This is a genomic window from Ramlibacter sp. P4_H7, from assembly GCF_056400765.1.
In genome coordinates, this window is the sequence record NZ_JBFUKP010000001.1 from 120,360 (window position 1) to 141,737 (window position 21,378).

Genomic DNA, 21,378 nt, shown 5'->3' on the forward strand with positions numbered 1-21,378 from the left:
CCGGCTGTGGCGATGGGCGCCCATTTTCAGCGAATGCCGCAGGCGTGTCGACGCCGGCCAGGCAGCGTCGGAATCATTTGGGCTGCTTCTTCGGTCGCTGCCAGTTCGCCAGGCTCACCTGCCTGGCGCGCGACACCGTCAGCGCACCGGGCTCGGTGCTCTTGCTGACGACGGAGCCGGCGCCGATCGTGCCGCCCTGGCCGACCGTCACCGGCGCCACCAGCACGCAATTGCTGCCGACGTGCACGTCGGCCTCGATCACCGTGCGGTGCTTGTTGGCGCCGTCGTAATTGGCCGTGATGCTGCCGGCGCCGTAGTTCACCCGTTCGCCGACCGTGGCGTCGCCCAGGTAGGCCAGGTGGTTGGCCTTGGCGCCGCGGGCCATGCTGGAGTTCTTCACCTCCACGAAGTTGCCGATGTGCACCTCCGGGCCCAGCCTCGCGCCGGGACGCAGCCGCGCGAACGGCCCCACCAGCGCGCCTTCGCCGATCTCCACGCCCTGCGCCTCGCCCTCCACGTGGGTGAAGGCATGGAGTATCGCGTTGTCGGCGACGCGCACGTTGGACAGGTAACAGTTCGGCCCGATCCGGACGTTGTCGCCCAGGCGCACGTCGCCCTCGAAGACGCAGTTGACGTCGATCTCCACGTCCTGGCCGCAGGCGAGCGTGCCGCGTACGTCGAAGCGCGCCGGGTCCGCCAGCCGCACGCCCTGCTCCATCAGCGCGCGGGCCTGCCGCAGCTGGTAGGCGCGCTCGAGCTGCGCCAGCTGCAGCGGGCTGTTGACGCCGTCCACCTCCACCGGCTCGGCGGCCGGCGAGGCCACCACCGGGCAACCGTCCGCGACCGCGAACTTCACGATGTCGGTGAGGTAGTACTCCTTCTGCGCGTTGTCGTTGGTCAGGCGCGCGAGCCAGGTTTTCAGCTTGGCCGCAGGCACGGCCATGAAGCCGGTGTAGACCTCCGTGATCGCCCGCTGCTCCGCGCTGGCGTCCTTGTGCTCCACGATCGCCTGGACCACGTCGCCGCGCCGCACGATGCGCCCGTACCCCGCGGGGTCGGTCATCTGCACGGTCAGCAGCGCGAGCCGCGTGCCGCCGCACTTGTCCACCAGCGCCTGCAGGGTCTCGGGGCGGATCAGGGGCACGTCGCCATTGAGGATCAGCGCGATGCCGTCGTCCGGCAGCACGGGCACCACCTGCTGCACCGCGTGGCCGGTGCCCAGCTGCGGCTCCTGCCGCACGAAGTCGGGAGCGGGCGCGCCGGCGGCGGCGGCCGAATGGCGCAGCCAGGCCTCGACCTCGTCGGCGCCATGGCCGGTGATGACGATGGTGCGCCGCGCCTGCAGCGCGTGGGCCGTGTCCATCACGTGCTGGATCAGGGGCCGGCCGGCCAGCCGGTGCAGGACCTTCGCCGTCCGGCTCTTCATGCGCGTGCCCTTGCCGGCCGCCATCACCACCACATCAACTGCTGTCATTCACGTACCCTTCGTACCCATGAAGTCGATGGACCCCACCCGTATCGGCGGCATTATCCTTGCGCTCGCCCTCTGCCTGGCGCTGTCCGCCTGCAGCGCGATCAAGCTCGGCTACAACGCGCTGCCCACGCTGTCCTACTGGTGGCTGGACGGCTACATCGACTTCAGCGCCGAACAGGCGCCGCGCATGCGCGACGAGCTCGCGCGCCTGCTGGCCTGGCACCGGCAGCAGGAGCTGCCGCGGGTCGTGGAACTGCTCGAACGCACGGAGCGCATGGCACCCGGCGAGATCACCGCCCAGCAGGCCTGCGGCGTGGTGGCGGAGGCGCGCGACCGCCTGCACGCGGTGGCCGGCAACGCGGAGCCGGGCATCGTGGCCCTGGGAGCCAGCCTGACCGGCCGGGAACTGCGGCACCTCGGGCGCAAGTTCCGCCGCAACAACGAGCAATTCGAGCAGGACTGGGTCAAGCTGCCGCCGCCCGAGCGGCACGACAAGCGCTTCCAGCAGCTGCTGGAACGCATCGAGATGATCTACGGCCGGCTGGACGAACCGCAGCGCGCGGTGCTGCGCCAGCGCATCGAGCAGTCCGCCTTCGACCCGGCGCGCGCACTGGGGGAGCGGCAGCGCCGCCAGCACGAGCTGCTGCAGGTGCTGCACCGCCTCACGGCCGCCGGCGGGATGCCGGAACCGGAAGCCCGCACCCTGGTGCGCACCTGGATTGACCATGCCGAGGTGTCGCCCGATCCGGCCTACCGGGCCCACCAGGAGGCGCTGCTGCAGGAAGGCTGCACTACGTTCGCCCTGGTGCACCAGAGCACGACCGCGGCGCAGCGCGAGCAGGCCGTGCGCCGGCTGCGCGCCTACCAGCGCGACCTGCGCGACCTGATGGCCCAGCAACCGTGAACGCCGGCGCTCCGGGGTTGGCGCTGGTCTGGCGGTTGGGCGCCGCCACGACGCTGATCGTCACCGCCTTCTCCATGATCGGCCCGGTGCTGGCTGTGCTGCTGCAAAAGGCCGGCCGCGGCACCACCTTCATCGGCGCGTTCGCGATGGTGTCCTTCATGATGGTGGGCCTGCTGATCCCGGTGATGCCGCGCCTGCTGGCGCGCTGGGGCACGCTGCGCTGCTACCGGGCCGGCGCGGTGCTGCAACTCGCGGGCGTCCTGGGCTATGCCCTGACCGACTCCGTGGCGGTCTGGGCCTTGTCCTCGGTGGTGGCGGGGACCGGCGCCGCGGCGCTGTGGAACACCACGGAAGCGTTGCTGGCCGAAGAAGCTCCGCCCGCCATGCGCGGGCGCGTCATGGGCCTGTACCAGACGGCGCTGGGCGGCGCGCTGGCCCTGGGTCCGTTCCTGCCCGGGTTGCTGCGCCTGGAAGCGCGCCACGTGCTGTGGCTGGGTGTGGCGATGGTCGCGGCCTGCCTGCTGCTGGCCGTGACGGCGCCGGCGCACGAGCCGAAGGAGCGGACGGGCGCGCCGACCGGCACGGTGCAGGCGCTTCGGCTGGTGCCGTGGCTGGCGCTGCTTGCTTTCTGCGGCGGCGTGTTCGAGGCCGGTCTGGGCGCGGTCGGAGCGGCGCATGCGTCGGAATCCGGCATGAGCCTGCGCGCCGCCGCGAGCGTCGCCGGCGTGATCGGCGTCGGCAGCTTCCTGCTGCAGTACCCCGCGGGCTGGGCGGCGGACCGCTTCCCCTTGCGCACGGTGTTCACGGGTGCCGCGCTCGCGCTGCTGGCCGCCAGCCTCGCCATGGCCTTCGCCGTGCGGGCGCCCTGGATCCTGTGGGCCTCGGGCCTGGTGTGGGGCGGTGTCGGCGGCGCCCTCTACACCCTCACCATGGTGCAGGTCGCGCACGCATTCGCCGACCGCGCGACGGCGGGCGGCACGGCCGCGATGATCACCGGCTACACCTGGGGCGGCACGCTGGGACCGGTCGCGAGCGGCTCGGCCCTGGAGAACGGCGGCACGGCGGGGCTCGCCCTCGTGCTCACGCTGCTCGCCCTGGCCGCGCTGGCCGCGGCCCGGCGTGCGGTGCCGGCGCGCTGATCAGCGCTCGCCGCGCGAGTGCGACTTGCCCTCGCGCTCGGCTTCCTCGAGCTCGCTGGCTTCCGACTCGGAGCGCGGCTTCGACGCCTCGGCGTCCTTGGCGACGTCGGCCTTGTCGAGGTAGTCCTTGATGTTCTTCTGGTAGTCGCGCGTGGCGCTGTAGCTGCCCTCGCCTTCCACCTGTCCTTCGCCCTGCGGCTGGAGGTCGGTGGCGCCGGCGCGCTGCTGCTGCGGGTCGCTCTCGCGCTGCGGCTGCTGCTGCAGGACGCGCGGAACGGGCTTGTCGTCGTTGGACATGGCGGTCTCCTCTGTGGACAGGGCGCGCGAAGCGCCGGCTGCCCAGCTTAGGAAAGTGCCCGCGGCGGCCCTGTCGTCCGGCGTGAGAGCAACTTGTAGTCAGTCACCTACAAGGCGACCCTGCTCCTCACGGCTGCAGCGACGCCCACATCTCCTTGTCGCGCTCGGCCGTCCAGACCCGCGGGTTCTTGATGCCCTTGGCCTCGTCGTAGGCCCGGCTGACGTCGAAGGGCAGGCAGTGTTCGTAGATGAACACGTTGCCGAACACCGGGTCCATCGCCTTGCGCGTGTGCGCCATGGCGGCCTTCAGGTCCATGTTGGCGGCCGCCGCTTCCCGGGCGCAGGCGAACAGGGTCTCGACCCAGCGCTTCGTGTAGTCGAGCGCGCGATTGACTTCCGCGTTGCCCTTCATCGCCTCGCCGCGTCCGGGCACCAGCGCCTCGGCCTTCAGCGCGCGCAGCGCCTCCAGCGTGGCCGGCCATTCGGCGAGCTGGGCATCGCCGGTGTAGACGCCCGCGTTGTATTCGACCAGGTCACCCGAGAACAGCACCTGCTCGGATTCGACCCAGGCGATGGTGTCGCCGCGCGTGTGGCCGTGGCCGGGCGACCAGATCTGCACCTTGACGCCGCCGAGGTCCACGGTGAGCTTGCCGGGCAGCTCGCCGCGGGTCGGGTCCCCGCCGCCGATGACCAGCGTCGGCCAGGTCAGGCCCGGCACGCTTTCGGCATTGCGGAACAGGCGGGGGAAGCGGTCCATCTCGGACTGCATGTCCTCCTTGCCGCGCTCCGCGATCAGTTCGTAGGTGCCCTGGCTGGCGATGATCTCGGTCGCGCCCTCGGCGAAATAGGCGCTCGCGCCCAGCACGCGCACCGCGTGGTAGTGCGTCAGCAGAACGTACTTGATCGGCTTGTCGGTGACCGTGCGGATGCGCGCGATCAGGTCGCGCGCCATCGCGGGCGTCGCGGTGGCGTCGCTGACCATCACGAACTGGTCGCCGACGATCACGCCGGAGTTCGGGTCGCCCTCGGCGGTGTAGGCCCAGCAATGGGACGACAGCTGCTCGAAGGTGATCTTCTTGTCGGCCAGGTCCGCCTGGCTCGCGAAGGCTTTGCTCATGGGTCTCCCTGCTTGCGCGTGAATGCGGGCGATTCTACCTAGCGTAATTCATTACGCATTGTTGAACGCCCGCGTTCGCGCGCTAGCCGGCGAGACCGTGGCGGCGACCCGCGGACGGCGGCCGGGCGCCGCCGCGCGTGGCATGCCAGGCCACCTGGACCAGCCCGTGGCCCAGCTGGCCGAGCGCGCGACCGGCCAGGCCCAGGGCCAGGCGCAGGTCCGCCAGCGGCTGCAACACCACCGCCGTGTTCAGGCGCGGGCCCGCGGCCAACGCGGTGGCGTAGACCGGGTCCCAGGCGAAGTAGGAAGCGCCGCTGGCGTTCCAGGCCTCGATCACCACGCGCTGGCCGGCGCGCACGTACATGGAGCGGCCGGCCTGCAGCACGTGGTCGCCGCTGTCGTCGGGCGCGCGACCGTGCGGCCCGTCGACGGTGGCCCAGACCTGGCCGTGGGCGATGCGCAGGATGCCATCGGTGGCCGGACGCAGCGTGACCGCGCGGCCGCGCACCAGCTTCCACGTGCCCGGCAGGGCAGCGGCAGGGGCGGAGGCAAGGAAGCGGGCGGCGGAACGTTCGTTCATGGCGATCTCCAGCGATGGCTTTTCGGAATGGAATGATCGGTCACGCCCGCTTGGCGGTCCAATGAAATACCGCTACGCTATTGATTCCACATCCGCATCAATCGCCGGACCCGCCATGCAGCACTCGCAGACCCACCTGCGCACCCGCCCGATCTCCGCCGGGCACCTGCGCGCCTTCGACGCCGTGGCCCGCCACCTGAACTTCCGCGCCGCCGCGGAGGAGATGGCGCTGACGCAATCCGCGGTGAGCCGGCAGATCCAGGCGCTGGAAGAGGAAGTGGGCGTGAGCCTGTTCCTGCGCCACACGCGGGCGGTGGAACTCACCAGCGCCGGCGCGCAGCTGCTCATGGCGGTGTCGCAATCGCTGCCTCGCATCGACGGCGCGGTGCGCCAGATCCGCCAGAGCGCGGGCCGGCGGGCCGTGGCCCTCACCACCTTCGCTTCCTTCGCCTCGATGTGGCTGATCCCGCGGCTGGAGCAATTCCAGCGCGACAACCCCGACATCGACATCCGCATCGACGCCACCGACAGCGCGCTGGACCTGGAGGTCGCCGACGTCGACCTGGCGCTGCGCTACGGGCCGATGGCGGCGATGCCGCCGCAGGCGGTCCGCCTGTTCGGCGAACAGCTCACGCCGGTGGTGAGTCCCTGGCTGTTGAAGGGCGGCCAGACGCTCACCAAGCCGGCGGACGTGGCGCACTTCGCACTGATCGAGGCGGGCGATGCGCACCAGACCCACCTGGAATGGCTGACCTGGCGGCGCTGGTTCGACGAGCATGGCCTCAACCGGCTGCAACCCAAGCGGTGGCTCTATTTCAACTACGCCTACCAGATGGTGCAGGCGGCGCTCTCCGGCCAGGGGGTCGTGCTCGCACGCCTGCCGCTGGTGGCCGAGAGCCTGGCGAATGGCGACCTGATCGAGCCGCTGCCCAAGCTGCGCATGGATTCGCCCATGGCCTACTGGCTGCTCGTGGGACCGCGGAGCGCGCAGCGGCCGGAGATCCGCGCCTTCTGCGACTGGCTGATGACGCAGAGCCGGATCACGCGGCAGACCATCGGGGAAGTGCCGGACCCGGACACGGTGGACAACATCGACTGAGGCGTCAGCCTCCGAGCGGGATCGGCCAGACCACCCCGAGCTCGTTCAGGATGGCGTCGAGCGGGATGTCGTGGGCCTCGGGCTCCAGGTCGGGGAGGAAGCCCTGGGCGAATCCCAGGCCCACGGTGAACGGCTTGGGCTGCAGCAGCGCCAGCGTGCGGTCGTAGAAGCCGCCGCCGTAGCCCAGCCGGAAGCCGCCCACGCTGTACCCCACGCAGGGCACGAACAGCAGCGTGGGGACCACCACCTCGGTGTCCTTCGGCTTGGGAATGCCATAGGCGTCTTCTTCCATCGGGCAGCCCGGGAACCAGGCATGGAACTTCAGCGTCTGATGGAGCTTGTCGACCACGGGCAGTCCGATGCGGCGCAACTGGGCCTGGTCCAGCAGCTCGCCGTCCTCTTTCCAGCGGTGCAGCGCCGGCAGCGGATCGAACTCGCCCTTGATCGGCCAGTACGCCCCGATCACGGTGTCGGGGCGTCCCACGAGCCAGATGCGCATCACCTGCTGCAAAAGATCGGCGCGCCGTAGGCGATCCGGCATCTTGAGGCGTTGATCAATGAGTTGCTGGCGCAGAGCCTTTTTTTCGTCCGACCTGTCCATAATTCCCCGATGAAGTTGAGAACGATTCTGGCATCCCTGGCCGTCGCGCTGCTTGGTTGCGCCCAGGCGCAGCCCCGGGACGAGGTCCTGCTGCAGATGCAGGACGCCTTCCGCCAGGGCAACAAGCCCCGCCTCGCCCAGCTTTTGCCACTGGCGCAGGGCCATGTGCTGGAGCCCTGGGCCGCCTACTGGGAGCTGCGCGCGCGCCTCGACACGGCCGGCGCGCAGGAGATCCAGCAGTTCTTCACCCGCTACGCCGGCACCTACCAGGAAGACCGGATGCGCAACGACTGGCTGCAACTGCTGGGCCAGCGCCGTGAATGGGACACGTTCGCACAGGAATATCCCAAGTTCCGCATGAAGGACGACCGCGAGGTCCGCTGCTACGCGCTGCTGGTGCAGGCGCAGCGCGAACCGGCCTCGCTGCCGGCCGTGTCCGAGGACGTGCGCCGGCTCTGGCTGTCCCTGCGCGACGCCGACGACGGCTGCACCCTGGCGGCATCCACCCTGCTGGGCAAGGGCATGGGCCCGCACCGGCTGACGGCGTCGGATGCGTGGCGCAAGGCGCGCCAGGCTATCGAGGCCAACCGCCTGAAGGCCGCCGCGGGTGCGCTGGAAATCGTCAAGCCCGAGGCCCTGCCGCTGCTGGCCGAACTCAATGCCAGCCCCACCCACTTCATCACCAGCAAGGTGTTCGCGGCCTCACGCACCCGGCGCGAGCTGGTGGGCCTGGCGCTGATCAAGCTGGCGACCAGCGACGTGGAGAACGCCGCGGCGCAGCTGGAGAACAAGTGGGGCCCGCAGCTGCATCCCGAGGAACGCGACTGGATCTGGGGCGTGATCGGCCGGCAGGCGGCGCAGCGCGTGCTGCCCGAAGCCAATGCCTATTTCTCCAAGGTGGAACGCGACAAGCACCTGAGCGACGAACTCCTCGGGTGGAAGGTGCGGGCCGCGCTGCGCGCGCCCAAGGGCGCCGACTGGCGCAACGTGCTGGAGGCCGTGAACGCCATGGGCGACGACGCGAAGTCGGAACCCACCTGGGTGTACTGGAAGGCGCGCGCGCTGCTGGGCACCGGCAACTCCGAAGCGCAGCGGGCCGAGGCCCAGAAGCTGCTGGCGTCCATCGCCTCGCCGCGGGGCTTCTACGAGCAGCTGGCGCTGGAGGAACTGGGCCAGAAGATCACCGTCCCCGCGAAGCCGGCGCCGCTGACCGACGAAGAGAAGAAGCTCGCCCGCCAGGACCCGGGGCTCAATCGCGCGCTGTACGCCATCGCGATGGGGCTGCGCGCGGAGGGCAACCGCGAGTGGAACTACACGACCAACCTGCACCGCCCGGGCGGCCTGGAAGACCGCGAGCTGCTGGCCGCGGCGCAGTTCGCGTGCGACCGCGAGGTCTGGGACCGCTGCATCAACACCAGCGAGCGCACCAAGGGCGAATTCGACTTCGAGCAGCGCTTTCCCACGCCCTATCGCGAGGCGGTGGTGCGGCGCGCGCGGGACATCGCCCTCGACCCCGCCTACATGTACGGCCTGATCCGCCAGGAAAGCCGCTTCGTGATGGACGCGCGCTCCAGCGTCGGCGCCTCCGGCCTGATGCAGGTGATGCCCGCCACGGCGCGCTGGACCGCGCGCAAGCTGGGCATCGACGGGTTCCGCGCCGACCAGCTGCAGGATCGCGACACCAACATCGCCATCGGCAGCGGCTACCTGAAGCTGGTGCTGGACGACTTCGGCGGCTCGATGCCGCTGGCGGCGGCCGCCTACAACGCGGGCCCGAGCCGGGCGCGCGCCTGGCGCAACGGGCCGGTGGTCGAAGGCGCGGCCTGGGCGGAGAACGTGCCCTTCCAGGAAACGCGCGACTACGTCAAGAAAGTGCTGGCCAACACCACCTTCTACGCGGCGATCCTCACCGGCCAGCCGCAGTCGCTGAAGGCGCGGCTGGGGATGATCTCCCCGCGCGACACGGCCCTGCCCGCCCCCAGCGCCGACCTGCCCTGAGGGTCCCATGGCGACGTGGGACACCGTCCTGCAGACCGTCGTCGAGGAATTCTCCGACCTCGGCGGCGCGCGCGAGGTGACGCAGCTGGTGCTGCGCCTGCTGCTGGCGGCGCTGCTCGGCGGCCTGCTCGGGCTGCAGCGCGAGCACCAGGGCAAGGCCGCGGGCATCCGCACCCACATGCTGGTGGCGGCGAGCTCGGCGCTCATCGTGGTGGTGTCGCTGCAAAGCGGCCTCGGTCCCGATGGTCTCAGCCGCGTGTTGCAGGGCCTGCTGGCAGGCGTCGGTTTCGTCTGCGCGGGCGCGATCCTGAAATTGGAGCGCGAGGAGCAGGTGCACGGCCTCACCACCGCGGCGGGCGTCTGGATGACCGCCGCCATCGGCATCGCGGCAGGGCTCGGGCGCGAGATGACCGCGGCGCTGGCTACGCTGGTCGTGCTCGGCATCCTGATGCTGGAAGGGCCGTTGCGCCGCCTGGGCGTGCGGCGCGGCGGACCCGGCTGAGCCCCTCTCTCAGCCGGGCGGGCGGCGCAGGTGCCAGTCGGTCGCCTGCTGCAGGGCCCAGCCGATGCGCAAGGCCATGGCCTCGTCGCAGCCGCGGCCGACGACCTGCAGCGAAGTCGGAAGGCCGGCCGCATCGGCGCCGTTGGGCAGCGCCAGCGCCGTGAGGTCCAGGAAATTGGCGAAACGTGTGAAGTGCGCCGGCGACTGCGTCTGGTCCACCTCGTCCAGCGGGAGGGCGGTGGTCAGGGTCGTCGGGGTCAGCAAGGCATCGATGCCCTCCATCGCCGCGGCGAACTGCTGCTTCATCGTTTCGCGCAGGCGCAGCGCCTCGATGTAGTCACGCGCGCTCAGCTGGCGGCCGGCGGCGATCCGCGGCCGCACGTGCGGATCGAGCGGGGCCGCCTCGTCGTCGATCAGCGCGTGGTACAGCGCGTAGCTCTCGGCCGCCATGATCCGCAGGTTGAACGCGGCGACGTCGGCGAAGCGGAAGGGCAACTGCACCTCCACGATCTGCGCGCCCAGCCGCTCCAGTTCCGCCAGGGAACCCTCATAGGCTGCGAGCACGTCGGCCGATGCATGCTGGCCCTCCGCTTGCGGCATGCGCGCGAGGCGCAGGCCGCGCACCCCGCGCCGCAGCGTCGGCATCGGATCCAGATAGGGCAGCCCGCGCGTGAGCGGGTCCAGCGGATCCGGACCCTGCATCAAGGTGTACAGGAGCGCCGCGTCCTCGACCGAACGCGCCATGGGTCCGGGCGTGTCCAGCGTGGGGCTCAGCGGCAGCACGCCGTGCGTGCTCACGCGGCCGATGGTGGTCTTCAGGCCCGTGAGGCCGCACCAGGAGGAAGGCAGGCGCACCGAGCCGCCGGTGTCGGTGCCCACCGCCCAGGGCGCGAGGCCGGCCGCGACGGCGACGCCCGAGCCGCTGCTGGAGCCGCCGGGCGTGCGCGCGCGGTCCGCATCCCACGGGTTCCAGGGCGTGCCGCGGCGGCTGTTGGTGCCCCAGCCGCCCATGGCGAATTCCACCGTGTGGGTCTTGCCGAGCACGACCAGGCCCTGCGCGACCAGTCGCTTCGCCAGCGTCGCGGTGCGGGTGGCGTGCCGGTCCTTCCAGGCCTCGCTGCCGCCGGTCACCACCTTGCCTTCCAGCTCGACCAGGTCCTTCAACGCGATCGGCACGCCGTGCAGCGGCCCGACCGCATGGCCCGAGCGGATCGCGGCATCGGCCCCGTGCGCGGCCAGCCGGGCGTCCTGCGCGTAGACCTCGGTGTAGGCATGCAGCCTGGGATCCTGCGCGGCGATGCGCGCCAGGCAGGCCTCCACGAGGTCGACCGACGACAGCCGCCGCTGCTGCAATCGCAGCGCGATCTCGTGCACCGGCAGCCGGGTGAGTTCGTCCATGTCCATCGGTGGTCCCCTGTGGCGGCCCGAGGATAAGGCGAAGGCGCGGCGCGCGCATTAATCGCCCGGGGTTTTGGCATCAATGGCCGGCGCGGCGCAGGTAGCATGCTGCCGTTTCCCGTCCCGGAGGTCCGCATGCTCACGCTCTACATCGGCAACAAGAACTACTCGTCCTGGTCGATGCGCCCCTGGGTGCTGCTGACGCAGGCCGGCATCCCGTTCCAGGAACACCTGGTGCGCTTCGACTCCTTCGAGGGCGACTCGCGCTTCAAGAACGAGGTGCGCAAGGTCAACCCGGCGGGCCGCGTGCCGGTGCTGGTGGACGACGGCCTGGCCATCTGGGACAGCCTCGCGATCGCCGAATACGTGGCGGAGAAATTCCCGGACCGGGCCCTGTGGCCGCGCGACGCCAGGGTGCGCGCCCAGGCCCGCAGCGTGGTCGCGGAGATGCACTCCGGCTTCGGCGCGCTGCGCAGCCACTGCCCCATGAACATCGAAGCGTCGCTGCCGCAGGTGGGTGCGCTGTTGTGGCGCGACCAGGCCGCGGTCCGCGCCGACGTGCAGCGCATCTGCGAGATGTGGACCGGCCTGCTGGAGCGCAGCGGCGGCCCCATGCTGTTCGGCGAGTTCAGCATCGCGGACGCGTTCTATGCGCCCGTGTGCATGCGGCTGCGCAACTACGCGCTGCCGGTGCCGGGCGCGGTCACCGACTACATCCGCCGCGTGTGCGCCCTGCCCGGCGTGAAGGCGTGGATCGAAGGGGCGTTGGCAGAGCACGACTTCGTGGCCATGGACGAACCGTATCGCACCGCGAGGTAGCTACACTGCGCCGATGCGAAGCTTTCGGGTCGGCGGTGCGGTGCGGGATGCCCTGCTGGGCCAGCCCGTCAACGACACCGACTGGGTGGTGGTGGGTGCCACTCCCGACCGGATGATCGCCGCCGGCTACCTGCCGGTGGGCAAGGACTTCCCGGTGTTCCTGCATCCCGACACGCGCGAGGAATACGCGCTGGCGCGCACCGAGCGCAAGAGCGGCCGCGGCTACCACGGCTTCACCTTCCACACTTCGCCCGACGTCACGCTGGAGCAGGACCTGGCCCGGCGCGACCTCACCATCAACGCGATCGCGCAGGCGGAAGACGGCTCGCTGATCGATCCCTACGGCGGCCAGCAGGACCTGCGCCGCAAGGTGCTGCGCCACGTGACGGAATCGTTCCGCGAGGATCCCGTGCGCATCCTGCGCGTGGCCCGCTTTGCGGCACGGTTCCACGACTTCAGCCTGGCGCCGGAAACGCTCGACCTGATGCGGACGATGGTGCAGGAGGGCGAAGCCGACCACCTGGTGCCGGAACGCGTGTGGCAGGAGCTGGCGCGCGGCCTGGTGGAAGCGCGGCCCTCGCGCATGTTCGCGCTGCTGCGCGAGTGCGGAGCGCTGGATCGCATCCTGCCCGAGGTGGACCGCCTGTGGGGCGTGCCGCAGCGCGCCGACTACCACCCGGAAGTGGACACCGGCGTGCACAACATGATGGTGCTGGACATGAGCGCGCGGCTGCAGGCGCCGCTGCCGGTGCGCTTTGCCTGCCTGACGCACGACCTGGGCAAGGGCAACACGCCCCAGGACGTGCTGCCGAAGCACACGGGCCACGAGCAGCGCAGCGCGAAGCTGCTGAAGGACGTCTGCAACCGGCTGCGGGTGCCCAACGAATGCCGCGAACTGGCGGACGTGGTGGCCCGCGAGCACGGCAACATCCACCGCAGCGCCGAATTCGGCGCGGCCGCCGTCGTGCGGTTGCTGGAGCGCTGCGATGCCTTCCGCAAGCCGCAGCGCTTCGAACAGGTGCTGCTGGCGTGCGAATGCGATGCGCGCGGGCGGCTGGGGCTGGAGGAGTCGCCCTATCCCCAGCGGGACCGTCTGCTGGCGGCGCTGGCGGCCGCGCGCTCGGTGGACACCGCCGTGGTGGCGGAGCGTGCGCGCGGGGAAGGGCTCGCGGGCGATGCGATCGGCGAACGCATCCAGCGTTCCCGCATCCACGCCGTGGAGCAGCTTCAGACCAACAGCGCGAGCGCCGCGTAGTCGCCGACCCGCTCACCCAGGCCGGCCGCGACGATGTCGCACCCCGACGTCAGCGCGGGCAGCTTGCCCGCCAGCTGCGCCCGCAACCGCGGCAGCAGCAGGTCCTGGTTGTTCAGGAACACGCTGCCGCCCACGCTGATGCGCTGCAGGTCCAGCAGGACGGTGATGTTGTAGAAGGCGCGGCCCATCACGCGGCACAGCTCGTCGACCGTGGCCAGCGCAGAGGCGTCGCCACTGTTCGCGCGCTGCATCAGCGTGGCCGCATCGGCGCCGAAACGGCGAGCCACCGCGTTCCCGGCCACCAGGGCCTCCAGGTCGCCCACGTTGCCGCAGCCGCACAGGGCATTGTCGTTGTCGCTGACGAACATGTGGCCGCCGTGTCCCGCATTGCCGTTCTTGCCGCGCAGCACCCGGCCATCCACGCACAGGCCCATGCCGACCCCGGTGCTCCAGGTGACGTACGCGCAATGCTCGAAGCCCTGCAGCGCGCCCCAGCGGCGCTCGGCCTCCAGCGCCGCCACCGCGTCGTTTTCCACGCGCACGCCCTGCGTGAAGCGGTGGCGCAGTGGCGCCTCCAGCGTGGCGGTCATCCAGTCGTTGGGCAGGCCGCGGGCCGGCCCGGCGATGCCGCCGCAGATGTTGGGACTGGCAAGTTCCACCAGACCGGCCTTCAGCACGAAGGGCCCGGCGGACGAGACGCCGGCTCGCTGCAGGCGCGACGGGTCGATGCCCGCCTCGGCGCAGGCCTCGTCCGCCAGCCGGATCACCTGCCGCGCCAGCACATCGTTGCTGCCGGTCTTGGCGGTCGGCTCGCTGCGCCGGGCGATGAGGTCGAGCCCGGCGCCGGTGTTCAGGCTCACGGCGACCTTGGTGCCGCCGACGTCGATGCACGCTTTCATGGAACTCAGAGGAACTTGGCGATCGCCGCCGCCAGCATGGACAGCAGGATGGTCGAGGTCAGCGGGATGAACAGCTCGCGGCCGAACACCTTGAAGCGCAGGTCGCCCGGCAGCCGGCCGAAGCCCAGCTTCTGCAGCACGGGCGAGAACCAGCTGATGAGCACCAGCGCGAGGAAGACGACGATGACCCAGCGAATCATGGAGAGTCCCAGTGTGCCCGCAAACTCACAGCGTGTGGGTGCGGTCGCCGTGGCGGAAGCCGATCGCGTCCCAGAAAGGACCGCGCTGGAACGCGATCACCTTGAACAGCTCGCCCATCTCGTGTTCCGCCACCAGGCGCTGCGCCGCCGCCTGCTCCTGCAGCGAGGCCGCCTCCATGCGCTCGCCGATGCCGCAGTTGACCAGGAAGCGGCCCTGCGTCGTGTAGCCCAGCGTCGGCAGCCCGGCCTCCTGCGCCGCGGCCGCCACGCCGGTGAAATCGACATGCGCCGTGATGTCCTTCTCCCCCGGGGACTCCAGGGGATCGGTGTCCGCCATGTGGCCGCGGTGGCACATCAGCGTGCCCATGTGGCGTTGCGGGTGGTAGTACTCGGCCTCGGGAAACCCGTAGTCGATGAAGAACGCGGCGCCCGCGCTCATGCGCTCGGCCAGGGTGCGCACGAAGGCCTGCGCCTGGTGGTGCACCTCGGTCAGGTAGTCCTGCGGGCCCGAGGGCTCCACCGGCGGACGCAGGTGCGTGAGCACGTCCGACCACGCCAGCCGGCCCTCCAGCAGGGTGACGCCGCGTTCGTGCCACACCTGTTCCTTGCGCACCAGCAGCTTCACCGGCATGGCGTCCAGCACTTCATTGCCCACCACCACGCCCGCCAGCGCATCGGGCAACTCGGCCACCCACTGCACACGGTCGGCGAAGAGCGCCAGGGCCTCGCGCTGGCGCTCCCGCAAGGCAGCCGAGAGCTCGACGATCGTGTAGCGCTGCACGCGCGGGCCGAGCGCCTGCAGCAGTTCGCGCGCGAGCGCGCCGGAGCCGGCGCCGAACTCCCACACCTCGTGGGTGCCCGTGTGCTGGAGGGCCTCGCCCACCTGCACCGCCAGGCTCTGGCCGAACAGCGGACTCATCTCCGGTGCGGTGGCGAAATCGCTGCCGGTGCCGGGCATGGTGCCGAACTTGCGGGACGTGTTGGCGTAGTAGCCCAGGCCCGGCGCGTACAGCGCCAGGGCCATGTAGCGGTCGAAGGGCAGCCAGCCGCCGGCGCGCGCCACCTGTTCGGCGATGAGCTTGTGCAGCGCGCTCGTTACACTGGATGGATGGGATTCCACCCCGCCATTGTCCGCGAATGAGCAGCCGTCCCGCCCGCACCGTGCTGGTCACCGGCAGCGCGCGCCGGCTCGGCCGCAGCATCGCGCTCGACTTGGCGGGCGCCGGCTGGCAAGTCGGCGTGCACTACCGTGGTTCGGCGGCGGAGGCCGCGCAGACCGTCGCCGACTGCGCGCGCCATGCACCGTCCGAATCCTTCCAGGCCGACCTGGCCGACGAGGCGCAGCTGCGCGCCTTGCTGCCGCGTGTCGTGCAGCGCTTCGGCAGCGTGGATGCCATCGTCAACAACGCCTCGCGCTTCGAACACGACGATGCGCGCAGCTTCACGCCAGCCTCGCTCGCCTCGCACATGGCCTCCAACACGGCGGCGCCGGTGCTGCTGGCCCAGGCCCTCGCGGCCCACCTGCAGGAGCGCGGCAGTACGGGCTGCGTGGTCAACCTTCTCGATCAGAAACTGTGGAACCTGAACCCGGATTTCTTCAGCTACACCCTGTCGAAGGCGGCGCTGGAAGCCGCGACCACGCTGCTAGCGCAGGCGCTCGCGCCGCAGCTGCGCGTCGTCGGGGTGGCGCCCGGACTCACGCTCACCAGCCACATGCTGGCGCCGGAGCGCTTCGAGCAGCTGCACAAGCTGTCGCCGCTCGGCCAGTCCTCCACCCCCGAGCAGGTCGCGCACGCCGTGCGCTTCGCGCTGGAGAACGGCGCGATCACCGGCACCACGCTGCTGGTCGACGGCGGCCAGCACCTGATGAAGTTCGACCGCGATTTTTCGCTGATGTGATGCGCATCACCCATCCACCCGCCGATGCCCGCGCCTTCCTGCAGGAAGAAGGGGCCGTTCACACCGTGGAAAGCCCAGGGGAAGGTGCTCCATGACCCAGGCCGGCAACCAGATCCTGACCCTCGAGGGCCTGCGCTTCGACGCCAACCTGGGCATCCTGGACCACGAGAAATCGGCGCCGCAGCCGATCCAGGTCGATGCGGAGCTGAACCTGGGCAACCAGCCGCTGCTGCCCAGCGACGACGACATCATGCACGTCCTGGACTACCGCAAGGTGCGCCGCATCATCATCGAGGAGTGCACCGCCGTGCACGTGAACCTGCTGGAGACGCTGATCGGCAAGCTCGCGTACCGGCTGATGCAGCTGCCCGGCGTGCTGGGCGTGCGCGTGCGCATCGTCAAGCTGGAGATCTTCGAGGACTGCGAAGTGGCGATCCGCGTGGAGACCGGCCACTGGTGAGCGCTCCTTCCGGGGCGACAAGCCCGCGGCTGCCGCCTGGACTGGCCGCATGGCCAACACCCCGCTCGCGCGGGCGCCGGACCCGCTCGCACCGCCGCCGCGCCGGCCGCTGCGGCGATGACGCGTTAAGAAATCCCTAAGCGCCGCTGCGAATCATTGGCAGCCAAAGGAGTTGCCAATGATCCTGCGAAAGCATCCTTCCCTCGTCCTGTGCCTCGCGCTAGCCGTGGCCGCGCTCGGCGCGGCCCATGCAGCCACGCCGGGCGAGCTCGCCGCCGGCTATGCCAGCCAGGCGGGCACGACCGCCGCCGCCGCACGCGGCGAGCAGTTCTTCACCGGCAAGCACGGGCGCGAGTGGGCCTGCGCCTCCTGCCACGGCGCGCCGCCCACGCAGGCCGGCAAGCACGCCGCGACGGGCAAGCCGATCTCCGCGCTGGCGCCGGCCTTCAACCCCGAGCGCTTCACCGATCCCGCCAAGGTGGAGAAATGGTTCCGCCGCAACTGCAACGACGTGGTGGGCCGCGAGTGCAGCGCCGGCGAGAAGGCCGACGTCCTCGCCTGGTTGATGACGCTCAACAAGTGAGGCCCCCATGCGTGCCACAGTGAACCTGACGCCCAAGATGACCCTCCCCTTCCACGCCACGGCCTTCGCGCTGCTGGCCCTGCTCACGGCGGCGAGCGCCAGCCCGGTGCGCGCCGATGGCGACCGGCGCGCGGCCGTGCCACTGCTGCCCAAGTACCGCAGCGAATGCGCGGCCTGCCACGTCGCGTACCCGCCGGGCCTGCTGCCCGCGGCGTCGTGGCAGCACCTGATGCAGGACCTGCCGCACCACTTCGGCACCGATGCTTCGCTCGATGCCGCCACCGTCGGCGAGCTGACGAAGTGGCTGGCCGCCAACGCGGGCACCTCCAGGCGCGGGCGCGAGGCCCCGCCGCAGGACCGCATCACCCAGTCCGCCTGGTTCCAGCGCGAGCACCGCGAGGTCGCGGCCGCCACCTGGAAGCTGCCGGCGGTCAAGAGCCCCTCCAACTGCGCCGCGTGCCATACGTCGGCCGACCAAGGAAACTTCGATGAACACCAAGTCCGCATTCCCCGCTGAGCGTCCGCGCACCCTGGTCTGGGACGCGCCGGTGCGCGTGTTCCACTGGCTGCTGGCCCTGTGCTTCGGCATCGCCTGGCTCACGGCCGAAAGCGAGCGCTGGCAGCTGGTGCACATCACCGCCGGCTACACGATGGCGGGCCTGGTGGCCTTCCGCATCCTGTGGGGCCTGGTGGGCACGACGCACGCCCGCTTCAGCGATTTCGTGCGCGGGCCACGCGCCGTGGCCGGCTACCTGAAGTCGCTGGTGACCCGCAACCCGGAGCACCACACTGGCCACAACCCGGCCGGCGCCCTGGCCATCATCGCCCTGCTGGTGCTGGCCGCGCTCACCGTCGCCAGCGGCTGGGCGGGCTACAACGAAATCGGCGGCGAGCTGTTCGAGGAAGTGCACGAGGCGCTCGCCAGCACCCTGCTGGCCATCGTGATCGTGCACGTGCTCGCGGTCGTCGCCAGCAGCGTGCTGCACAAGGAGAACCTGGTCGGCGCCATGCTCCACGGCCGCAAGCCCGTGCCCGCGGCCGAAGGCATCCGCTCGCCCTGGCGCGGCATCGCCGCGGTGCTGCTGGCCGCGGTGCTGGGCTTCTGGTGGCTGCAGTGGCAGTCGACTCCGGTCGACGCGCTGAGCGGCGTGCCCGAGGTCACCGCCGGCGACGACGACTGAGCCAGCGATGCGCGTCCTGCTCGCGGAAGACGATGCCCTGCTCGGCGACGGCCTGCAGTCCGGGCTGCGCCAGCTCGGCTTCCAGGTCGACTGGGTGCGCACCGGCGATGCGGCGGAACGCGAGCTGCGCAGCGGCGCCTACGGCGCGGCCGTGCTGGACCTGGGCCTGCCGCACAAGGACGGACTGCAGGTGCTGGCCGCGGTGCGAGCCCAGGGCCTTGACCTGCCGGTGCTGGTGCTGACGGCGCGCGACGCGGTGCCCGACCGCATCCTGGGGCTGGACCTCGGCGCCGACGACTACGTGGTCAAGCCGGTGGATCTGCACGAACTGGCGGCGCGCCTCCGCGCCCTGGTGCGCCGCTCGCACGGCCAGCCGCAGGACGTGCTGAAGGTGCAGGACATCGAACTCGATCCGGCCGCGCGCAGCGTGCGCAAGGCGGGCAAGCTGCTGCAGCTGCACACGCGCGAGTTCGACCTGCTGCATGCGCTGATGCTCAACGCGGGCCGCGTGCTGTCGCGCGAGCAGCTGGAGCAGCACCTGTATTCCTGGGGCCGCGAGGTCGAGAGCAACGCGGTGGAGGTGCACGTGCACCACCTGCGGCGCAAGCTGGGCAGCGAGGTGATCCACACCGTGCGCGGCGTGGGCTACACCCTGCTGCGCGAGGCGCCCGTGTGATCCGGCCGCCCGCGTCGCTGCAGGGCCGCCTGCTGCTGCTGGTGCTGGGCACCTCGCTGGCGGTGTGGCTGGCCACGGCCGCCCTCACCTGGCGCGACGCGCGGCACGAGCTCGACGAGTTGCTGGACGGCCACCTCGCCCAGGCCGCCGCGCTGCTGGTGGCGCAGCAGGCGCGCGGTGAGGACGACGAGCGCGTGGATGCCCCCACCCTGCACCGCTACGCACCGCGCGTGGTGTTCCAGGTGTTCCACGAGGGACAGCTCGCCATGCGCTCCGCCAACGCCCCGGCGCAGCCGCTGGTGGCGCAGGGCCCGCGTTCCCTGCAGGGCTTCCACACCGTGCTGCTGGAGGGCGAGCGCTGGCGCGTGTTCGCCACGCGAGGCGCGCACAGCGACGTGCAGGTCTTCGTCGGCGAGCAGGAGAGTTCGCGCGGGGCCATCCTGCGGGCCGTATTGCGCAGCACGGCGTCCTCGATCGCCATTGCCCTGCCGCTGCTGGCCCTCGCCGGCTGGTGGGCGGTGCGGCGGGGCGTGCGGCCGCTGCGCGCGCTGGGAAGCACCCTCGCCGCCCGCCGCGCCGACGACCTGCAGCCGGTGCAGCTCGCCGACGCGCCTTCGGAGATGCGGCCGCTGCTGGCGGCGCTGAACACGCTGTTCGAGCGCATCGCCGGCATGGTGGAGCTGGAGCGCCGCTTCACCGGCGACGCCGCGCACGAACTGCGCACGCCGATCGCGGCGATCCGCACCCAGGCGCAGGTCGCGCTGGGGGCCAACGACGATGCCCAGCGTCGCCATGCCCTGGAGGCGACGCTGGCCGGCTGCGATCGCGCCACCCGCCTGGTCGAGCAGCTGCTGACCCTGTCCCGGCTGGAGGCCGAAGGCAGCGCCGCCCACGGCCAGGTCGATCTCGGCCACGTGGTGCGGCGCGTGGCGGCGGAACTGGCGCCAGCCAGCCTGCAAAAGCAGCAGGTGCTGGAACTGGACGCCGCGCCCCGTTGCGTGGTTGCCGGTGACGAGACGCTGCTGACGGTGCTGGCCCGCAACCTTTTGGACAACGCGATCCGCTACAGCCCGGTGGGCGCCCGCATCGCGGCGCGGGTGGAAAGCGGCGCCCAAGGCGTGGTGCTCACGGTGGAGGACAGCGGCGCCGGCCTGGCGCCGGAACACCTGGCACGGCTGGGTGAGCGCTTCTTCCGCGTCACCGGGACGGACACGGCCGGCAGCGGGCTGGGCTGGTCGATCCTGCGGCGGATCGTGGACGCCCACGGCGCCACGCTGCATGCGCAGGCGTCCCAGCGGCTCGGCGGACTGCAGGCGCGGGCCGTGTTCCCGAGCGCGGAACATGCCGCGATGCGAAAATAGCGCCATGAGCGCCGTCTGGATCGAAGCCGACCCCACCCCGCAGAGACCCGATCGCCGCATCGAGCGGGAAAACCACAAGCTGGAGAAGCGGCTGTGCCGGCTGGTCGGCCAGGCGATCGGCGACTACCGGATGATCGAGGCCGGCGACAAGGTGATGGTCTGCCTGTCGGGCGGCAAGGACAGCTATGCGCTGCTGGACATCCTGCTGAAGCTGCGGCAGCGCGCGCCGGTGGATTTCGGGATCGTGGCGGTCAACCTGGACCAGAAGCAGCCCGGGTTCCCGGAGCACGTGCTGCCCGAATACCTCGAGACCCTGGGCGTGCCCTTCCACATCGAGGAGCAGGACACCTACTCCATCGTCAAGGACAAGATCCCCGAGGGCAAGACGATGTGCAGCCTGTGCAGCCGGCTGCGCCGCGGCATCCTGTACCGGGTGGCCGACGAACTGGGCGCGACGAAGATCGCCCTGGGCCACCACCGCGACGACATGCTGCAGACGCTGTTCCTCAACATGTTCTTCGGCGGCAAGCTCAAGGGCATGCCGCCCAAGCTGGTCAGCGACGACGGCCGGCACGTGGTGATCCGGCCGCTGGCCTACGTGAACGAAACGGACCTGGTCCGCTGGGCCGAGGTTCGGCAGTTCCCGCTCATTCCCTGCACGCTGTGCGGCAGCCAGGAGAACCTGCAGCGCAAGCAGGTCGGCGCGATGCTCAAGGACTGGGAGCGCCGCTTCCCCGGCCGGCTCGACAACATGCTGCACGCGCTGCAGAACGTGGTGCCGTCCCACCTCGCGGACGGCGCCCTCTACGATTTCAAGGGCCTGCAGGCCAGCGGCGTTCCCGACCCGGAGGGCGACCTGGCCTTCGACCACGAGGAATTCCCGGTGCCCGGCGCGCTGCCCGCGCTGCAGGTCATCAAGCTCTGAGGCGTGCGCGC

At 71.0% G+C, this 21,378-nt stretch carries 24 protein-coding genes; 15 read left to right on the forward strand and 9 right to left on the reverse strand.

The features are described 5' to 3' along the window. Positions 1–73: 73 nt before the first annotated feature. Positions 74–1,474, reverse strand: a complete 1,401-nt coding sequence (gene glmU, locus AC1DSA_RS00615) for a bifunctional UDP-N-acetylglucosamine diphosphorylase/glucosamine-1-phosphate N-acetyltransferase GlmU (protein WP_477884997.1) — start codon at positions 1,472–1,474, stop codon at positions 74–76. 19 nt (positions 1,475–1,493) lie between these two features. Here glmU and AC1DSA_RS00620 point away from each other — a divergent pair, with 19 nt between their 5' ends. Next, on the forward strand, positions 1,494–2,378 hold the full coding sequence (locus AC1DSA_RS00620; RefSeq protein WP_477884999.1) for a DUF6279 family lipoprotein: 885 nt from the start codon (positions 1,494–1,496) through the stop codon (positions 2,376–2,378). Beyond that, positions 2,375–3,517 carry an MFS transporter gene (locus AC1DSA_RS00625; RefSeq protein WP_477885001.1) on the forward strand — a complete coding sequence of 381 codons (1,143 nt, stop codon included), beginning with the start codon at positions 2,375–2,377 and terminating at the stop codon, positions 3,515–3,517. Before AC1DSA_RS00620 ends, AC1DSA_RS00625 begins: the two co-directional genes overlap by 4 nt. Here AC1DSA_RS00625 and AC1DSA_RS00630 read toward each other — a convergent pair whose 3' ends face one another. From AC1DSA_RS00630 to AC1DSA_RS00640, 3 genes are all read right to left on the reverse strand, one after another. Next, on the reverse strand, positions 3,518–3,814 hold the full coding sequence (locus AC1DSA_RS00630) for a hypothetical protein (RefSeq protein WP_477885003.1): 297 nt from the start codon (positions 3,812–3,814) through the stop codon (positions 3,518–3,520). A gap of 127 nt (positions 3,815–3,941) precedes the next feature. Beyond that, the gene (locus AC1DSA_RS00635) at positions 3,942–4,931 is read right to left on the reverse strand and encodes an MBL fold metallo-hydrolase (RefSeq protein WP_477885005.1); all 990 of its coding nucleotides are present in this window, start codon (positions 4,929–4,931) and stop codon (positions 3,942–3,944) included. Between the two features lie 82 nt (positions 4,932–5,013). Continuing rightward, on the reverse strand, positions 5,014–5,511 hold the full coding sequence (locus tag AC1DSA_RS00640; protein ID WP_477885007.1) for a DUF2917 domain-containing protein: 498 nt from the start codon (positions 5,509–5,511) through the stop codon (positions 5,014–5,016). A gap of 115 nt (positions 5,512–5,626) precedes the next feature. On the opposite strand from AC1DSA_RS00640, the gene AC1DSA_RS00645 reads away from it, so the two are divergent. Continuing rightward, complete coding sequence (locus AC1DSA_RS00645; protein ID WP_477885009.1) at positions 5,627–6,610, forward strand: LysR substrate-binding domain-containing protein; 984 nt, start codon at positions 5,627–5,629, stop codon at positions 6,608–6,610. A gap of 4 nt (positions 6,611–6,614) precedes the next feature. Here AC1DSA_RS00645 and AC1DSA_RS00650 read toward each other — a convergent pair whose 3' ends face one another. Beyond that, positions 6,615–7,211: a 5-formyltetrahydrofolate cyclo-ligase gene (locus AC1DSA_RS00650; RefSeq protein ID WP_477885011.1), complete on the reverse strand. Its 597-nt coding sequence runs from the start codon at positions 7,209–7,211 to the stop codon at positions 6,615–6,617. A 9-nt stretch (positions 7,212–7,220) separates the two neighbouring features. Here AC1DSA_RS00650 and AC1DSA_RS00655 point away from each other — a divergent pair, with 9 nt between their 5' ends. Then, positions 7,221–9,209, forward strand: coding sequence for a lytic transglycosylase domain-containing protein (locus AC1DSA_RS00655; RefSeq protein WP_477885013.1), 1,989 nt, complete (start codon positions 7,221–7,223; stop codon positions 9,207–9,209). 7 nt (positions 9,210–9,216) lie between these two features. Then, positions 9,217–9,711 (forward strand): MgtC/SapB family protein, encoded by a 495-nt coding sequence (locus AC1DSA_RS00660; RefSeq protein WP_477885015.1) that lies wholly within the window; start codon positions 9,217–9,219, stop codon positions 9,709–9,711. A gap of 9 nt (positions 9,712–9,720) precedes the next feature. On the opposite strand, the gene AC1DSA_RS00665 is transcribed toward AC1DSA_RS00660, so the two are convergent. Further along, entirely contained in the window at positions 9,721–11,109 is a 1,389-nt protein-coding gene (locus AC1DSA_RS00665; RefSeq protein WP_477885017.1) for an amidase, read from the reverse strand. 135 nt (positions 11,110–11,244) lie between these two features. Here AC1DSA_RS00665 and AC1DSA_RS00670 point away from each other — a divergent pair, with 135 nt between their 5' ends. Then, positions 11,245–11,928, forward strand: a complete 684-nt coding sequence (locus AC1DSA_RS00670) for a glutathione S-transferase family protein (protein WP_477885019.1) — start codon at positions 11,245–11,247, stop codon at positions 11,926–11,928. Positions 11,929–11,941: 13 nt separating this feature from the next. Next, a complete protein-coding gene (locus AC1DSA_RS00675) occupies positions 11,942–13,183 on the forward strand; it encodes a multifunctional CCA addition/repair protein (RefSeq protein ID WP_477885021.1) in 1,242 nt (413 codons plus the stop codon). Here the strand turns inward: AC1DSA_RS00675 and AC1DSA_RS00680 are convergent. From AC1DSA_RS00680 to AC1DSA_RS00690, 3 genes are read right to left on the reverse strand one after another with little or no spacing between them, the layout of a single operon-like run. Beyond that, on the reverse strand, positions 13,156–14,082 hold the full coding sequence (locus AC1DSA_RS00680; RefSeq protein WP_477885023.1) for an ROK family protein: 927 nt from the start codon (positions 14,080–14,082) through the stop codon (positions 13,156–13,158). The two genes, AC1DSA_RS00675 and AC1DSA_RS00680, sit on opposite strands and share 28 nt — an antisense overlap. Positions 14,083–14,087: 5 nt before the next feature. Continuing rightward, complete coding sequence (locus tag AC1DSA_RS00685; RefSeq protein ID WP_477885025.1) at positions 14,088–14,282, reverse strand: DUF2905 domain-containing protein; 195 nt, start codon at positions 14,280–14,282, stop codon at positions 14,088–14,090. Positions 14,283–14,307: 25 nt separating this feature from the next. Then, complete coding sequence (locus AC1DSA_RS00690) at positions 14,308–15,402, reverse strand: class I SAM-dependent methyltransferase (RefSeq protein WP_477885027.1); 1,095 nt, start codon at positions 15,400–15,402, stop codon at positions 14,308–14,310. Between the two features lie 17 nt (positions 15,403–15,419). Here AC1DSA_RS00690 and AC1DSA_RS00695 point away from each other — a divergent pair, with 17 nt between their 5' ends. The 8 genes from AC1DSA_RS00695 to ttcA all read left to right on the forward strand — a co-directional run bounded on the left by AC1DSA_RS00695 (position 15,420) and on the right by ttcA (position 21,367). After that, complete coding sequence (locus AC1DSA_RS00695) at positions 15,420–16,181, forward strand: SDR family oxidoreductase (protein WP_477885029.1); 762 nt, start codon at positions 15,420–15,422, stop codon at positions 16,179–16,181. 91 nt (positions 16,182–16,272) lie between these two features. Then, on the forward strand, positions 16,273–16,641 hold the full coding sequence (locus AC1DSA_RS00700) for a dihydroneopterin aldolase (RefSeq protein ID WP_477885031.1): 369 nt from the start codon (positions 16,273–16,275) through the stop codon (positions 16,639–16,641). Positions 16,642–16,819: 178 nt separating this feature from the next. Then, positions 16,820–17,224, forward strand: coding sequence for a DUF1924 domain-containing protein (locus AC1DSA_RS00705; RefSeq protein WP_477885033.1), 405 nt, complete (start codon positions 16,820–16,822; stop codon positions 17,222–17,224). Positions 17,225–17,231: 7 nt separating this feature from the next. Next, positions 17,232–17,741 carry a diheme cytochrome c gene (locus AC1DSA_RS00710; protein ID WP_477885035.1) on the forward strand — a complete coding sequence of 170 codons (510 nt, stop codon included), beginning with the start codon at positions 17,232–17,234 and terminating at the stop codon, positions 17,739–17,741. After that, positions 17,713–18,405, forward strand: coding sequence for a cytochrome b/b6 domain-containing protein (locus AC1DSA_RS00715; protein ID WP_477885037.1), 693 nt, complete (start codon positions 17,713–17,715; stop codon positions 18,403–18,405). The genes AC1DSA_RS00710 and AC1DSA_RS00715 overlap by 29 nt, the downstream gene beginning before the upstream one ends. A 7-nt stretch (positions 18,406–18,412) precedes the next feature. After that, complete coding sequence (locus AC1DSA_RS00720; protein WP_477885039.1) at positions 18,413–19,081, forward strand: winged helix-turn-helix domain-containing protein; 669 nt, start codon at positions 18,413–18,415, stop codon at positions 19,079–19,081. Then, entirely contained in the window at positions 19,081–20,442 is a 1,362-nt protein-coding gene (locus AC1DSA_RS00725) for an ATP-binding protein (protein WP_477885940.1), read from the forward strand. Before AC1DSA_RS00720 ends, AC1DSA_RS00725 begins: the two co-directional genes overlap by 1 nt. Positions 20,443–20,446: 4 nt before the next feature. Next, entirely contained in the window at positions 20,447–21,367 is a 921-nt protein-coding gene (gene ttcA / locus AC1DSA_RS00730; protein WP_477885041.1) for a tRNA 2-thiocytidine(32) synthetase TtcA, read from the forward strand. Positions 21,368–21,378: the final 11 nt, after the last annotated feature.